At 55.9% G+C, this 14,631-nt stretch carries 11 protein-coding genes and 1 other RNA gene; 8 read left to right on the top strand and 4 right to left on the bottom strand.

What is annotated here, in order from left to right; translation table 11 throughout:
• Position 1 precedes the first annotated feature (1 nt).
• From P0111_00970 to ssrA, 8 genes are all read left to right on the top strand, one after another.
• Complete coding sequence (locus P0111_00970) at positions 2 to 604, top strand: nitroreductase family protein (GenBank protein ID MDF0642572.1); 603 nt, start codon at positions 2 to 4, stop codon at positions 602 to 604.
• 4 nt (positions 605 to 608) lie between these two features.
• Positions 609 to 1,259, top strand: coding sequence for a DNA-3-methyladenine glycosylase (locus P0111_00965; GenBank protein MDF0642571.1), 651 nt, complete (start codon positions 609 to 611; stop codon positions 1,257 to 1,259).
• A gap of 12 nt (positions 1,260 to 1,271) precedes the next feature.
• The gene (locus P0111_00960; GenBank protein MDF0642570.1) at positions 1,272 to 2,147 is read left to right on the top strand and encodes an MBL fold metallo-hydrolase; all 876 of its coding nucleotides are present in this window, start codon (positions 1,272 to 1,274) and stop codon (positions 2,145 to 2,147) included.
• Positions 2,144 to 2,314: a hypothetical protein gene (locus P0111_00955; GenBank protein ID MDF0642569.1), complete on the top strand. Its 171-nt coding sequence runs from the start codon at positions 2,144 to 2,146 to the stop codon at positions 2,312 to 2,314. Before P0111_00960 ends, P0111_00955 begins: the two co-directional genes overlap by 4 nt.
• A gap of 18 nt (positions 2,315 to 2,332) precedes the next feature.
• Positions 2,333 to 2,719 (top strand): RidA family protein, encoded by a 387-nt coding sequence (locus P0111_00950; GenBank protein ID MDF0642568.1) that lies wholly within the window; start codon positions 2,333 to 2,335, stop codon positions 2,717 to 2,719.
• A 14-nt stretch (positions 2,720 to 2,733) separates the two neighbouring features.
• The gene (locus tag P0111_00945; GenBank protein ID MDF0642567.1) at positions 2,734 to 4,368 is read left to right on the top strand and encodes a hypothetical protein; all 1,635 of its coding nucleotides are present in this window, start codon (positions 2,734 to 2,736) and stop codon (positions 4,366 to 4,368) included.
• Between the two features lie 433 nt (positions 4,369 to 4,801).
• Positions 4,802 to 4,975, top strand: a complete 174-nt coding sequence (locus P0111_00940) for a hypothetical protein (protein MDF0642566.1) — start codon at positions 4,802 to 4,804, stop codon at positions 4,973 to 4,975.
• Between the two features lie 371 nt (positions 4,976 to 5,346).
• Positions 5,347 to 5,694, top strand: a transfer-messenger RNA (tmRNA) gene (ssrA, locus tag P0111_00935).
• Between the two features lie 106 nt (positions 5,695 to 5,800).
• Here the strand turns inward: ssrA and P0111_00930 are convergent.
• From P0111_00930 to P0111_00915, 4 genes are all read right to left on the bottom strand, one after another.
• Entirely contained in the window at positions 5,801 to 6,274 is a 474-nt protein-coding gene (locus tag P0111_00930; GenBank protein MDF0642565.1) for a DUF4411 family protein, read from the bottom strand.
• 17 nt (positions 6,275 to 6,291) lie between these two features.
• Positions 6,292 to 7,509, bottom strand: a complete 1,218-nt coding sequence (locus P0111_00925) for an XRE family transcriptional regulator (protein MDF0642564.1) — start codon at positions 7,507 to 7,509, stop codon at positions 6,292 to 6,294.
• A 105-nt stretch (positions 7,510 to 7,614) separates the two neighbouring features.
• Complete coding sequence (locus P0111_00920) at positions 7,615 to 10,827, bottom strand: TaqI-like C-terminal specificity domain-containing protein (protein MDF0642563.1); 3,213 nt, start codon at positions 10,825 to 10,827, stop codon at positions 7,615 to 7,617.
• The gene (locus P0111_00915) at positions 10,824 to 14,039 is read right to left on the bottom strand and encodes a helicase-related protein (GenBank protein MDF0642562.1); all 3,216 of its coding nucleotides are present in this window, start codon (positions 14,037 to 14,039) and stop codon (positions 10,824 to 10,826) included. Before P0111_00915 ends, P0111_00920 begins: the two co-directional genes overlap by 4 nt.
• Positions 14,040 to 14,631 lie beyond the last annotated feature (592 nt).

The following is a 14,631-nucleotide window of genomic DNA, read 5'->3' as shown; positions in this document are numbered from 1 at the left end:
GATGGAAAAGCTTGCGGAGTCTCAGTACCCCATCCATGACCGCTTGCGCCGCCGCTGGAGTCCACGCGCGTTTGCCGAACGACCCCTGGAAGCGGAGAAAGTGCGAAGTCTGTTCGAAGCCGCCCGTTGGGCGCCGTCCTCGAACAACGAACAGCCGTGGCGTTTCCTGGCTGCAACCCGCGATGCGGGAACGGATTACGATCGGCTCTTGGCATGTCTGAATGAGGGCAATCGAAAATGGGTCTATCGTGCCCCGCTGTTGATTCTGTCGATAGCGGGATTGCATTTTGAGGACGATGACAAGCCGAACCGGCACGCGTTTCACGATACGGGGCTGGGGGCAGAAAACCTGGTCCTGCAGGCGGTGGCGCTCGGGCTCGTCGCCCATCAGATGGCCGGCTTCGACGTCGAGAGGGCGCGGTCGACCTGCCTGATTCCTCCGGGGTATGAACCGGTCGCCATGATTGCCGTGGGCTATCCGGGCGACCCGGCGGTCCTGCCTGAGTTTCTGCGCGAGCGTGAGATGAAACCGCGTGACCGTAAGCCGATCGGCGAATTTGTGTTTTCGTCACAGTGGGGCCTGGTCTCGCCTCTGGTCGGGTGAGCCGGTGACGCGCCGTTCACCCGCGATTCGCCATCTCTCGCTCGTCGACCCGGTCATGGAGCGATTGATCTGCGACATCGGGCCCTGCACGCTGAAACAGCGGAGCCGACGGTCGCCGTTCGAATCTTTGGCGAGGGCGATCGCGTATCAGCAACTGCACGACAAGGCGGCGGAGAGTATTCTCCGCCGGTTTGTCACGCTGTTCCCTCGCCGTCGATTCCCTCGTCCGGATGAATTGCTCGCACTCGACGCGGGCCGGATCAGGCGATGCGGGTTCTCTCGCGCCAAAGCCCTGGCGCTTCGAGACCTGGCCGCCAAGACGCTGGACGGCACGGTGCCGACGAGTCGCGCCATCGCGCGGTTGGACGACGACGCGATCGTCGAGCGACTCATCACGATTCGGGGGATCGGGAGGTGGACGGTCGAGATGCTCTTGATTTTTCAGCTGGGTCGTCCTGATGTGCTGCCCGTGGATGATTTCGGCGTACGAAACGGCTTTCGAATCGCGTACGGCCGCCGATCGATGCCGACGCCGAAGGAGATGTTACGATATGGACAACGGTGGAAGCCCTATCGCACTGCCGCCTCCTGGTACCTCTGGCGCGCGGCGGATCGGGTGAAGAACGGGAAAGAGAGCCCCGGCATCACAATATAGAGAATGTAGTCCATGGCCGACAGGAAGAAGCGCCTCGAGTCCAATGTGGCGGGCAACTTTTTTGTGGATGTGTCGTGCATCAACTGCGACACCTGCCGGCAATTGGCGCCGAAGAGCTTTGAGGAGATCGGCGAGTATTCGGCGGTCGCGCACCAGCCGGAGGGTGACGAGCAGATCCACCAAGCCTATCAAGCGCTCCTCGCCTGTCCGGTCGGCTCAATCGGGACGGAGGACACCGACCAGGCGCGCTTGCAGCAGGCAAAGAACAGTTTCCCGCTCCATCTGGAAGACGGCGTCTTTTATTGCGGGTTCAATTCGGAGAAGTCCTTCGGAGCCAACAGTTTCTTCATCCGACATCCGGACGGCAACTGGCTGATCGACTCCCCGCGCTATCTCAAGCAATTGGTCGAGGCGTTCGAGGGCATGGGCGGCATCAGAACCATTTTTCTCACGCATGAAGACGACGTGGCCGATGCCGGCCGATACGCCGAACACTTCGGGGCGCAGCGCCTGATCCACCGTGCGGACGCAGACGCGGTTCCAGGCGCGGAATGGATTGTCGATGGAACGGAACCACAGCAGCTCGCGCCGGATTTTCTCGTCATTCCCGTACCGGGCCACACGCCGGGCTCACAAGCGCTTCTGTACAAGGAGCGGTTCTTGTTTACCGGCGACCATCTTTGGTGGGAACCGGACTCCGAGCGACTGGGCGCGCCGCAATCGCTGGTCTGGGACCACGGAGAGTTGATTCGGTCGATCGAGAAATTGCTTCATCGCCGGTTCGAGTGGGTGCTGGCCGGGCATGGAGATCGAGTTCGCCTGTCGCCGGACATTTTGCGCAGGAAGCTTGAAGACCTCCTCGAACGACGGCTCGTCATGCCCTCATGAGCCGGTACGTTTTCGACAAGAACGTGAAGGACCGGGAACTCGGCCGGTTGCGATTGATCGAAGCGGCCTTGGCGGACCTTGCGATCCGGCGTGCGCGCGGGCGCTGGATCGATCCGACCTTTGCAACCTGGTTGGGCCATAACAAGCGCCGCATTCCCTTGAGCTAACGAGCAGAAGGAGCTGGCATGCCACGACAGAATGTTTCCACCGGTGGTCCCTGGGAAGGCAAGATCGGCTACTCGCGGGCGGTGCGGGTCGGTCAATCGGTATCCGTATCCGGCTCGACAGCCATGACGCCGTCGGGGCTGGTCGGTAAAGGCGACGCCTATGCGCAGACGATCCAGACGTTCAAGACCATTGAAGCGGCGCTCAAGCAGGCTGGGGCCTCGTTGAGCGACGTGGTCCGGACCCGCATCTACATGGCGAACATCGATCAGTGGCAGGAGGTGGGCCGGGCGCACGGGGAAATCTTCGGCGCCATCAGGCCGGCCACGACGATGGTCGAAGTGAAACGGTTGATCGATCCCGACCTGCTCGTGGAGATCGAAGCGGACGCGATCGTCTCGGCCTGACGACGACGCCCTGCATGTTGCACGACCTCACCAGTTGGATCGATCGGAACATCCTGTCGCTCGGACGCGAGATGCGGCTGTCTTATCTACCGCCGCTGATGGTGTACGTGGCTTATGGGATTTCCGGTCTGACCGGGATCGTAGGCACGTTCTTCGTCAAAGACTACCTCGGGCTCTCTGCCTCCTTCCTGGCCGCGCTCGGCTTTTGGGCCGGCATCCCTTGGGCGCTGAAGATGCCCATCGGCCATACGGTCGACCTGCTCTGGCGCTGGAAAAGTTGGCTCGTCGGCGTGGGTGCGGGACTGCTCGCCGTCAGTCTCGGTATCATGGCCGCCCTAATCGGCAATCGCGACGCGATGACGTCGGTCGTTTCCGCGGAAACCTGGTTTGTGATCAGCGCCCTGCTCGCCCCGATCGGTTATGTCATTCAAGACGCGGTCGCAGATGCCATGACGGTGGAGGCGGTTCCCCGCGTCAACGACCAAGGCCGGTCGTTCGATGAACCGCAACGCAAGCTGATGCATACCACCATGCAGACGCTCGGCCGCGTCGCGATCATCGGTGGCGGGATCATCGTGGCGCTGATCAACGTCTACATCTTCAGCGGCACGGAAGGCCTGCCACAGAGCGAACTCGTTCGTCTGTACAAGCAGGTCTATCTGATGGCGCTGGTGATTCCGTTCGTCTCAGTACTCGGCGTCGGATTGGCCTGGTGGCTCCAACAGCAGCAAGAGCAGCGCCTCCTCTCGCAGGGTTTCTCGCGTGAGCAGGCCGAGCACATGGTGCATGTACGAGAGGACTCAACCGAACCGACGAAGCCGAATTGGTGGATATTGGGCGGCAGCCTCGCCTTCGTGCTGTTCACGTTGACGGTCGGACTCGGCGGGTTTCCCTACAGTGAAGAAATCGTCTTTGCCGGTTCGATGGCCATCGTGCTCTTCCTCATGACGCGGCTCGTGCACGAACTGGAACCGGACAAACGCTTCACCTTGGTCGGCACGGCGGTCGTCGTCTTCATCTTCCGTGCGATTCCGAGTACCGGTCCCGGTACGACCTGGTGGATGATCGATCACCTGAAGTTCGACCAGCAGTTTCTCTCGGTGTTGTCGCTGATCGGCAGCACATTAACCCTGGCGGGCATGTTCGTGTTCCGTCGATTCATGGCCGAGCGGTCAATCGCCTATGTCGTGGGATTCCTGACGGTGATCGGGACGATCCTCACGTTGCCGATCGTCAGTATGTACTATGGTCTGCACGAATGGACAGCGAGGGTGACCGGCGGAATCGTCGACGCGCGTTTCATCGCCTTGATCGATACGGCGCTGGAATCGCCGCTCGGCCAGATTTCCATGATCCCGATGCTGGCCTGGATCGCGAATAGCGCGCCGGACAACCTCAAGGCGACGTTTTTTGCCGTCATGGCCTCGTTCACCAACCTCGCGCTGTCGCTGAGCCAGCTCGGGACGAAGTACCTGAACGACGTCTTCGTCGTCACCAGAGAGGTACGCGACCAGGTTTCACAAGCTATTCAGACTCCTGCCGACTACAGCCAGCTCGGAGACCTGCTGATCGTGCAGTTGGCGCTGGGGCTCGCCCTGCCTTTCGTCGCGATCGTGTTTGCGAAGATCACCCGCTTCAAGAGCGCGTAACAGGATGTTGAAAAGCGCCGTCAACTTCGTTCTCGCATCGCTCAAACCCTCAACGTACCTAAAACCGTACGCCTCGGGCTTTCGCTCGCTGCGGCCTCGTCGAACGACGCTTTTGACCAACCTGCGACTTAGCTCCGGTCTCGCGCCGCGGCTATGCGATTTCGCCAGGAACCGTATGTTGGAAGGATGAGTTTGGGATGCACTCATGTCGAAGCCAGGAATTTATGTTCGATAAAGTCATTTTGTCTTAATTCCTGGTGTTGCGCCCCAGAAGCTCGCTCGTGGTGAGCCTGTCGAACCATCAACGGAACTCCCTGAAAGTGGGTGTCCTTCGACCGTCTCAGGGCGAACGGATTATTGCCTGAACTTCTGGGACACAACACTAGCTGTCATTGAGTGCCAACTGAAAGGGAAATCCTAAGGCGGCGTTGAAGTGGGCGATGTCCTTGAAGCGAAGGTCCAAGGGAGGACGATTACCCTAGTTCCGAAACGCATGATTGATCGAGAACTGGCCTTGGCGATCGGGGAAGTCAAGCGCGGCCGCGTCAAGGGGCCGTTTCCCACCGCTCAAGCGACCGTGCGTGCCCTAAGACGCCGGACGGCTTGACGGCTTCGTTCACGCTCCGTTTTCGGAAGCAGTATCAGCAGCTTCCCCAAGCACGCCAAGCTAGGTTCGATGAGCAGTCGGCTTTTCTGCTTTCCAATCTTCGACACCCTGGCATCCCCTTGACCCATGCGGTATCATGAACACCTGTAAGAAGATGCTGATAGCCTGGGGCTTCTTGCAGAAGTCGGACGCAACAGGATGTTCAAAATGGCTTCTGGCAAGGCCGCGTCGGAGATCTTTAAGGATGTTCAAAAAGGTCTTCTGGCAAGGCCGCAACGAGCGAAGGGGCGAGGCGTACTGTTGTATGTACGTCGAGCCTCGGAGCGAAGTGAGAACGCAGCCAGAAGCCTTTTTCAGCATCCGAACGAAAGGGGGGCGACCGGTTTCGACGGGGATACTGACGCCATCGGTGCATGTCGAGCTCTCGGGGACTCGTACAACTCCGGGAAAATGCAACTGCCAATCAAGAACTGGCACTCGCAGCTTAATAAGCTGTGACGTCGTTCCATCTGAGGCCCGCGGGGGTGGAATGGCGCGATGCAGCGGGCTGGTCCAACGCCGGTGCTCAGCGGCTGAGGACGAGAACTTTCTGGGCTAGCGGCCATTCTAAGCCAGCCGATGGGCGTGGGTGGCTGCGAAACTTAAACTATCGGCTACACATGTAGATCCGGTGTGCCGACGATCTTCGGACAGGGGTTCAACTCCCCTCGCCTCCACCAAACCGCACTTCGTGCGTTCCGGCGGCTCATCAGGCGAAGCCTCTCTTCATTGACGCCGCCGGATAAACACCTCTAGTGGTTTTACTTTCTGATACCAAGCTTAAATTCAGAACTTCCATTTCTCTTTCCGCATTAAACCAAGAAGATTGATGCAAGGGATGCCGAGGTCACGGCAGACATCGGGGATGTAGTGGTTCTTCTTGGGATTTCGCTTTTCATGAGCAGAGGTCTCTTGCGAGATAACGATGCCGCTTTGGAGTTTTGCGAATGCAATCACATAGGCATCAGCCGATTGATGGGGGCTTTTGACATCCAGCAAGTCAGGGTACTTTGCTTCAATGGCGGCGGCTTCGAGCTGGACATCGGGGGTGAGAGGGGCAAAGAGAGTCTTATGGCTGCCAGCCCATGTCTTCAGGTCAGGCGTTCCGATCGCATTGATCTCCTCCTTGACCAACTCAACGGCTTTGAAGTTGCCGGTCTTGATGAGTTGCTCGATCCGTGTGTTTAAAGTCGCGAATACATCCAGCGGATAATACCGGGCCTGCCAATCCATGAAGAAACTCGTATCAACGGAGTACACGGGCGGATCTATCCTTTTCAGTCGCCATCGTCTCCACCATCAGATCCCCCGGATCCTCCGCCTGGCCCCTTGAACAACTGCTGACGAAGGGTCTGGACATAATCAAAACGAAGGTCAAGATATCGACTGGCATCTACCGAGGTGATTCGGTTGGCATCCAATGCTTCCAATACCAGTTGGGCAAAGGGACGGCCTGCGCGGCCTAAGGTCTTATCCACTGGTGAGACAGGACCACCTTTGCGCGGCTTCAATGTGTCCACGTAAGCATCCCATTTTTCTCTCCACGACCTGTAGCCGTTCCACGTCAATGCACCGGTTGAACGCAAGCGCGTCGCCATCGCCAGCGGCGTGACTCGAAATGCAGTGGCCAGTTTCCTCACCAGGGGCACGTCCCACGCATCACGCGCCACGGACATCTTCCCCAAGAATCCACCCAACATCTCATCAGGAATGAGCACTGCGCTCGCGACTTCCTCGGCAAAGCGTTCCATCTCTTGCCACCTTGCTTCACTGCGACGCTCGCGCAGAGCCACGTCCTCCTCATGCCCGTACACAAGGGCCACATGCACCAACTCGTGCATCAGAGTATAAGAACGCGCGGCAGCCGAAGACTCCTTGCTGTTAATTCCGATGGCGGGTAGCGGAAAAATCGGAAGTGCCACACCCCGCACTTGCTTTAGATCAACCTTGGGAAATTGAAAGACGAGAGCACCGATGCGCTCCACCGCTTCACGCCAACTCCTCCACGCCTGCCATTCATTTGCCCACTCCAATTGCTCCTCTGGAGTAATGCCGAGCACAGTCCGCAGCCGTGCCCCCGCAGCCACAGGGGGATCGGATGGATGGAGTGCGACAGTGAACTCCGGTACGGTATGGTCCAATTCACCGCTCAACTCAAGCGTTACTTCTCGTCGTTGAGACATGACTCGAAGCGCGAGCCGCAATTCAGGCGATTCCGCCCCTGGTTCAATCCCCGGCAGACGCCGATACTCTGCAGCGAGTGGAGGAAGCGAAGGAGGCTGTGGCAAGAAGAACAGGCCCAGTGGCCGGTGATAGAGCTTGGCGAGCGCCTGCGCCTGGCGCAGCGTCGGCTTGGCGTCACCCTGTTCCCACGCAAGAAGTTTGTCAGCGTGCACACCAGCCCGTTTCGCGGCCGGCTCGGGGTCATAACCGCTTTCTTTCCGCGCCCACTTGAGTAGGGCTGGAGTCACCATCGCTGGAATTGATGCTGCCATAGCTCGTCCGTTCAGATCATGCCGGGATCGGAGGGCCTCAGTATATCAATCCTGTCTTCCATGAGGCGGGAAACCCCCACCGTAAACCCCGCGCCCGCAACGAGATCATCTTTGAGCGTTATCCTCGACGAGCTTGATCTCGTCCGGCGTCAGGCCGTAGAGCGCATAGACCAACTGGTCGATCTCCCGGTCTTTATCTGTAGTATCACTGCTAGGATCGCGTTCCTTATCTTTGAGGATTGATTTTACTAATTCAATAATAGGCGCTTGGACTTTTGACGACACGTCCTTAATGGGAAGACATCTAACATCATTAACAAGGATTTTCGGGAATAGTCCCTTCTTAGATTTTGGAGAAGTTTCGAAATGATAAAAAGAAAGAAGGCGAGAATTAATTAATCCTAGGATGAAGAAAGGAGATAGTTTTTTGAATGAAACGACATTTATGATTGAAGGTGTATTGTAAAATTCCTCCTTTGTATATCCAGCCAGGATGCGAGGATTTGTAATCTCTCGTATCAAAATGCGCTCGGATTTAAAGAAACGTGGCTCTCTAGGGGCAGCCAGCCAAATGCCGTAACTAATCCATGTCTCTCCATTCCATTGAACCAAATATCGGTCCACATCTTTACCTTGTAACTCCCGGCGATATGTTTTGTTTTTCTTCCTAGTGGCGTGCCATATACGGTTTTTGATCGTATATTCATTATGGCCTCGATATTTGTCGTATGGTATTAAACCTTGAGAACTGTCAGCAAAATCGCTTAACGGTGTCCCCTGGTTTCGAATTTTATCCGCTAGCACAATCTTACTGTCCGCTGCAGAAAAAGAGGTTAACCAATTATCTAACCTTACTCGCAATTCCTTAGACTCAACATCCTTGGACTGAATATGACCCTTTAATGAGGAAAACAGTGATAGCCGCAGCGCGTAATTAGAAGCCGGAGGCGTCTTTGACAACATAGTTATAGTGTTACGGACATTTGCAGATTCAAATACAGAAAAATCCGAACAGTCGTCGATGCGAAGGATGGTGTACGTTTCAAGTAAATGATTACGGAACCTTTTCGCATACCGATTTATCAACCAAGTATTTGGCACAATAAAGCATTCAAATCCTCCAGTTGTTAGTAGCTCCAGTCCAATACAAATGAAATAATCGTATGATTCGTAATCTGGGACAAATGGGAACTTGTTTTCGAGTCGTCTCCGTTCAAATTCCGACAAGTCGGCCCCATACGGTGGATTGGCGATCAGCACATCAAAGCCGCCTTTACGATGGAACACTTCCGAGAAATAAATCTCGAAGTCGAAATCCTCCTTGCCGTTGGTCAGTTCGTGGATGGTGTCGTCAATCTGCTGCTTGTAGCGATCTTTCTTGTCCTTGTCCGGCTCGTCGAAGTAACGCGGCTTCAGTTCTTCAAGCCGCTGGAAAATCCGTTCGTTGAATAGGTTCTTCTCCACGCCTAGCAGCGAGTTACCGGTGACGACTTTGTAGAACAGGTTCGGCAGCGGCTTGATCTGTTTCACGTCCTCCTCGTCCACAACGAGCGAGAGCCAGAGGCGGAGCTTCGCGATTTCGACCGCGCCGGGGTCAATGTCCACGCCGTACAGACAGTTCTGGATGGCGTGGCGCTTGAAGTGGTAAGGCGTGCGGTCGTGCACGTCGTTGAAGTAAGGCGTGAGCGCGGAGCGCGCGCGGACAATCTCCGTCATCATTCCCACCGGAAAGGCTCCTGATCCGACGGCAGGATCGCAGACGGTGATGTCGGCCAGTTTTTCGTCAATCAGTCGCGCGTGCTCCTCGATGCTTTTGGGCAGTTGCGGTCTGTAGCTGACGGTTCCTGACAGTCGTGCGGTTTCGAAGAGCGATGCTTGTTCGCCGAGATGGACAAAGGCCTCAATTTCTCCACGCGAAATTATTTCGCGTCGCACGGTTGTTTTGAGTCCGGTTTGTTCCGGTTCTGGCTCGCCGAGAAGCGTGGTTTGTTTGGGATTTGTCGGGATGGGAGATTCCTCTGCCGTGTTGAGCGCGGTATCGAGGTAATTAATGAGACTTTCCTGACACATGTAATGGACGATTTCGCGCGGCGTGTAATAGGAGCCGAGACCTTTGCGGCGATTGTCCTCGATGAGGTTTTCAAAGACCTTCCCAAGCATTTCCGGGTCAATGGCCACTTCTTTTTCCAGTGGCTCGGCCTCGTTGACGGTGAAGTTGTAGCGGTCGAACACGTCGAGGACGCCTGTGCCAGTGATGCTCTCCTCGACGAACTCAGAATTCGTGAACAGTGTGTTCGGCAGAATGATGTCGGTCTTCTTCCAGTTGTAATTGCCAAGCGGTTCGAACAAACCGCCGTTGAGGAACGGAATGCGGGACTGGAAACGATTGCACCAGGCCTCGTGTCCCCGGTCGGTCGCCAGGGTGTCGTAGAAGAGCGGTTCGAGGATGTCGTTGAAGAGGTTTTCGTAAGAACCGTATTTGCCGCCGGCAAGCCGACGCAGGAAATCATGTGGGCCAGTGCCCCAATCCTTTCCCTTGGCGACACCGAGCCAGCCTTTCTTCTGAAGGAAGTACAGGAATACAACCTGACCCATGAGCTTCTTGGCAAAGTCCACGGCCTTGACGTGCTTCTTCTGGAACTCGTCGCGAATGGCCTTGTCTTTCACTGCCAACTTGTCCAGCCCAGCGTTGATGTCCTCGAAGAGCTTCCGGTATTGGGCGAAAAATTCTTTGGTGACAGCCTCGACGCTGAAGGCATCCTCGATTAGCGCGAGCGTGGGATTGTTCTCCGTGTCCTGCAGCAAATCGAGAAAGCGGGTTTGTGCCGTGTGGCAGCTCTCGCCTTCGCCGACGATGTAGGAGAAGCGCCGGGCCGGCGTCAAGCGTGATTCCACACCAATCTTGCCGGACTCCTTCTGAACCGTGGCATACTCCATCTTAACGTACGAGAACCGCCACTGTTGCTCGGTGGGTGAAACGAAGGCGACGAGCGCGGCGTCTTTGTTGTCATGTTGTTTAAGATGATCCGCGACGAAGTTGCGGATTGCCGTGCGTGCGCGCTCCAATTTGGATTCGTTCGTCAGGTGCACGATGAGCACGTCGAGCTTTTCGCTTTCAGGCGACGTGTAGGTGCCGAGTCGTTCGAAACGCGAGACGTGCTCCTTGAAGGCATCCTTGACATAGGTGCTGTTGCAGAAAAAGGCTTTCGACTCGTCGAACTTGTTGAGGAGGTTGATGGCGAAGTTGCGGAAGCCGGCCTTGTCGAACGAGCGGGTAAACGTGTCCCGGACGAGCGCGCGCGCTTGGTCTCGGTTCATTTGGCTTGCACCAGGTAGGACGAGAGAATGACCTCGCGCGGACTGAGCGCGTGGAACGTCCGTTGAGCCCGCGTGGGCTGGAACAGTTGCGAAGGGATGTCTCGCCGAAGGATGCCTAAAACCTTTAGGGGTTCGAGTTCTTTTTTCAGCGCCTCTGCGACCTTCTTCGTGGTCGGTCGAGGAAGCGCGCCGTCGTTCAGGAGTTGGACGACCTGCTGGAGATACTCCTCGTCCTCCTCTGTGAATCCGTGGTAGTGGCGAATGTCTTTGGCCCTGAGACGTTTGAGAATGTAGGCATCGTTCGCACCGCCTTTGTGTTGGGATGAGGCATCGTCGTTCGACGGGCTCGTTGCCGCCGTGAAAGCCTCTTTGTTCTTGTCGAGCAGCGCATAGAAGTCCTGTGAAATGGTCTGCCGTGCTTCAGCAGTGTCATGAGGCTTGAGGATCTGTGCAGCGGCAAAGAAGTCTACCTCTATTGCGTCATGGGCACCAGGATGAGCTGCAAAGAACTTATCGAGTCGGCCCTGACGGAAATAGGTCAGCAACGCCGGGAGTTGATTGATCGTTGAAGCAGGGTTAGCTTCTAGCATTCTAGAGGATCGAGCTTTCTTCGGAAGCTGCTTGATCCTCGTAAATAGCTCCGGGTTCTTGTCGCGGACTTCCCGGATTTCCGTGAGGTATTCCAGTTCGCTGTCTTCCTCTCCGTCCTCGCCCGTGATTGTCTTCTTAGAGTTTAACTGGGCAAAGAGGTCATACGACTTGATCTCCTCCCCCTCGGTCAGCAGTCTCGCATCCGCACCGAGCATTTCGATGAACGCATGAATCTTGGCCTCAGCCGCTTCTTTCAGCTTAATAAGGTCATTGCCCTCTTCGGTGGGAAAGAAATTGTAGGTGTGAATCGTGTCAAACTTGGTATCCACGCGATTGATGCGACCGACTCGCTGGATCAATCTCGTGGGATTCCATGGGATGTCATAATTGATGACGATGTTGGATCGGTGCAGGTTCACGCCTTCGGAGAGCACTTCGGTCGATACAAGGATCCGATAGTCGTTTTTCGATTGAAAGGCTCTGGCGTCGAAGTTGGCGATGACGTGCTTGCGAACGGCGTCATCGGAATGCCCCGTGAACAGTACCACCTTGGGCTCGACCTCATTGGCGATGCGATCTGCGAGATACTCGGCTGTTTCCCTGGACTCCGTGAAGATAATCAGTTTGCCGCCTTTCAGGGCCTTCGTGGTGATGAGAATTTCACGAAACGCCTCCCACTTGGGATCGCGTGAGATTTGCTTCCAGTGCTTTTCGATTGTACGGAGGATTGTGAGGTCGTTCTTCAAGTCGCCGATGAACCCGGACGAAAAGTCCTTCGCATTTAGCTTTTCGGCCTTATCCTCGGAGAGCAGTTGATCGATCGCCTCCTGATCGTCGCTTTCGAGGAGGTCAAAAATCTTATTGATATATTGTTTGCTGATATAGACATGGCCTTTGCCGAACTCCTCGATGACCCGTGCGTAGGATTTAATGAATCGATCGAGCGTGAGTCGGAACGCATAGAAACTGCTTTCCAGACGTTTGACGATCAGGATTTTCATGAACTTCGCCAGGTTGCGCTGGCTCTGCACTTCACGCTCTTCGTGCTTGCCTTCGTAATAGGTTAATGGCTTGTAGCGAGCGTATGTGAACTCCTGGACCAACAGGCGAATGGTCTCGGTGAAAATTGCGTTTTCAGTTTTGCTGAACGTGTAGAACAGCGGCTTTGGATCGGCCACATCGGGGAACTTCAAGCCCTGCCGACTCAAATCTTCTCCATAGTACTTCACAATCTCGCTGCGGGTGCGGCGGACCATGAGGTATTTCAAAATCTTCTCCCGCGTGGCCTTGGCATTCGCTTTCACATGCTTGAAGTACTCCTCTCGATCATGCTGCCGGTCGAGATCGCCCAGATTCTTTTCGAGTTTGGAGAAGAATGCTTCGAGATTTCGGACGTTAGGTATATAGCTGTTCTTCCCGGGTTGGAACAGCTTAATCTGACTCAAGATGTCTCGCGGCGTGTTGTTAAGCGGAGTGGCAGAAACCAGAATCACACGTTTGCCTCGGCAGATTTGCGCCAGCATCTCGTACGTCTGGTTGGTTTCGGTGCGGAAGCGGTGCGACTCGTCAATGAAGACGTTTGTGTACTTGGAAACGTCCCGCTCCAAGAGCGCGTCGAGTTTTCCGGAGGACTCGAAATCCGTGTGGGGGACGTGGAAGTCTCCGAACACGTTGGGCCATGAGCCTGGATTGTTCTTGTCGAGCAGATGCGGTGGAGCGATGACTAAGCAACGGCCATCAAGCTGCTGGGCGAGCAGTGCAGCCATGTAGGTCTTGCCCAGTCCAACGACATCGGAGAGGAACGCTCCGCCATATTCGTCGAGGACCTTTCGAATACTCAGAACGGCTTCCTCCTGGTACTTCAGTTTCTTGAACCCGTTGGGCACATACATATCCTCCAGTTCCGATGGACGGTTGAGTTCGCCTTGAAAGTACTCGTACAGGAACTTGAGGTAGAGTTCATAGGGTGTGAAATGCGCATAGGGCGACTTGTTGATAACCGTGTCTTCGTAAGGTTTGGAGACATCGACTGCCATCGCCCAGAGTTCATTGAAGTTCTCGATGGCAAAATCGTAATCAGACCTGTTCTTGAGTTCGACGTTGAATTCCAGATTGTCCTGAAGCCCTGACTGGGACAGGTTGCTGGAGCCGGTGATGACACGGCCCTTGTCCCGGTCACCCTCCGCAAATGTCATGATGTACACTTTTGCGTGCAGGTTCGCAGAGGGGTGCGCCCTGACTTCGAGTTTGCCTGAACGAATCCATTCGACGAACTTGTGAACGCCCGTATCGATTTCAGTGGTATCAGCAGACTTTGCCAGCTCAGCAAGGACATCCTGCGTTACTTGCTCTTTCGCCGAAGCGTGAGATTTTAGATGCAGCTCACCTTTTTCTTTGGCCTTTTCCAGCAGTTCGTAGGCTGCGCGATCCGTCTGAAGTCCGACGAGGATGCGGACCTTCTCAACTTTCTCCAAGGCTGGGTAGAGCTTGTAAAAGCCACTGATGAAGAAATACCCCACTAAGCAGTCGAAGTACCGCGTACCGTGACCTAGCAAGACCCCGAAACGGTCACGGAGGCTCTTGCCGGGCTCGTTGGTGATAAAGGTCAGGTCAGAGGACATGACTGGAGAGTATGCCTCCTACTAGAGGGCAGCCTTACAGGACATTCGCCGGTAGACAGATACGTCAAATAACTCAAGAAATCAATGGGCTAGGGACATCGAGCGTCACTCGCTTTACCAGAGGGCGGGCTCACCAAGGGTGCGAGCGGAATCCGCCAGGTTTGTCGAAGTCACCCGACTGAGACTGCCGAGTGGGTGGAGGGCCGTGAATGAAAGGTTGGGCTTGGTGGCGCATGCCACGAAGCCACACACGTTCATGGTCTGGAGTGCGGGAGTCTGCCGCAAGCAGTCTCCCGCGAACTCTTTGGTGTTGATGTCGTTTGCCTGATTCTCCAGGGCGGGGCTGACACATGGGCGGCGCTCGCTGGCGTGGTTCAGAGTCCGAAAAGTTCTGCGCGGCCCGGAAGCCGAGGGCTCGAGCCTTGCGGCACCAGAGGGGCTCGGCCCGCAGGGAGCGGAAGACCTTTAGGGGCTGAAGCCCGAGGACAGAGACCCTCAGCGCCTCTGCAAGGCGAGTGACCGAGGCAGAACGCGCCTGGCACGCCCCCTTGCCACCTCAAGTCTAAATCCAATAGAAGAACGCAAGGGGCGT

It is taken from the genome of Nitrospira sp., assembly GCA_029194535.1.
Taxonomy (GTDB): domain Bacteria; phylum Nitrospirota; class Nitrospiria; order Nitrospirales; family Nitrospiraceae; genus Nitrospira_C.
The sequence above is the reverse complement of the archived record's forward strand: the minus strand, read 5'-3'. Positions and strand labels throughout refer to the sequence as shown.

Coding starts and splice junctions, on each gene's coding strand:
- P0111_00970 (MDF0642572.1), top strand. CDS start 2: ATGGAAAAGCTTGCGGAGTCTCAGTACCCCATCCATGACCGCTTGCGC.
- P0111_00960 (MDF0642570.1), top strand. CDS start 1,272: ATGGCCGACAGGAAGAAGCGCCTCGAGTCCAATGTGGCGGGCAACTTT.
- P0111_00955 (MDF0642569.1), top strand. CDS start 2,144: ATGAGCCGGTACGTTTTCGACAAGAACGTGAAGGACCGGGAACTCGGC.
- P0111_00950 (MDF0642568.1), top strand. CDS start 2,333: ATGCCACGACAGAATGTTTCCACCGGTGGTCCCTGGGAAGGCAAGATC.
- P0111_00945 (MDF0642567.1), top strand. CDS start 2,734: ATGTTGCACGACCTCACCAGTTGGATCGATCGGAACATCCTGTCGCTC.
- P0111_00925 (MDF0642564.1), bottom strand. CDS start 7,509: ATGGCAGCATCAATTCCAGCGATGGTGACTCCAGCCCTACTCAAGTGG.
- P0111_00920 (MDF0642563.1), bottom strand. CDS start 10,827: ATGAACCGAGACCAAGCGCGCGCGCTCGTCCGGGACACGTTTACCCGC.
- P0111_00915 (MDF0642562.1), bottom strand. CDS start 14,039: ATGTCCTCTGACCTGACCTTTATCACCAACGAGCCCGGCAAGAGCCTC.